Raw genomic sequence first — 664 nt, 5'->3', positions numbered from 1 at the left:
GCCGCTCATCGCGGGCTCCGCAGCACGCGGCGGCGGGGGGCGTCGGCGATGAGCGGGTCGAGGGCCTCGGCCACGCCGGCCAGGCCCTCCCGCACCCGGTCCTGCAGCCAGCCGACGCCGGTGGACGCCCGCAGGTCCGCGGGGTCGACGCCCCGCATCAGCCCCTCGGCCTCGGCGACCACGGCGTCGAGATCGGGGCTGCTGTTCACGTTCAGGCGCCGGAACCGCTGGAAGAACTCCGTGAGGTTCTCGACGGCGGAGTCTCGGAACACCCGCGGCCCGCCGCCCTCGCCGCCGGTGAGGCGTTCGCGGAGGTGTTCGACCAGTTGGGCCAATTCCTGGGCGAACGCCTGCTCGGCGAGCTCCACGGCCTGCTCGAAGCGTTGCCGGACCCGATCGCATTCCTGTTGGTACAGGCGGGGCGAGAGGCGCCGCAAATAGTCGGGCGGTTCGATAGCGGGCAGGTCCCAGGACAGCCCGAACAGCGGGGAGAGGCTGGGCGGGTAGTCGGCCGGGTCGAACAGGTCGCCCAGCCGGCGGCGGGCCCGGGAGACGAGTTCGTCCCGTTGGCGGTCGACCTCCGCGGCGGCGTCGGCGAGTTCCGCCTGCAGTTCCGTCATCCGCCGCTCGAACGCGGGGAGGTCGGTCCGGGGCAGCAGGCGGA

1 protein-coding gene is annotated in these 664 nt (G+C 73.8%); it reads right to left on the bottom strand.

All coding sequences use genetic code 11. The features are described 5' to 3' along the window. Positions 1-5 precede the first annotated feature (5 nt). Positions 6-664, bottom strand: a 659-nt coding sequence (locus ACG2DA_RS22955; RefSeq protein WP_395259038.1) for a hypothetical protein, incomplete at its 5' end; no start/stop codon positions are given.

Source organism: Alienimonas sp. DA493 (assembly GCF_043951915.1).
GTDB lineage: Bacteria > Planctomycetota > Planctomycetia > Planctomycetales > Planctomycetaceae > Alienimonas.
This window is presented reverse-complemented; position numbering and strand designations above follow the sequence as displayed.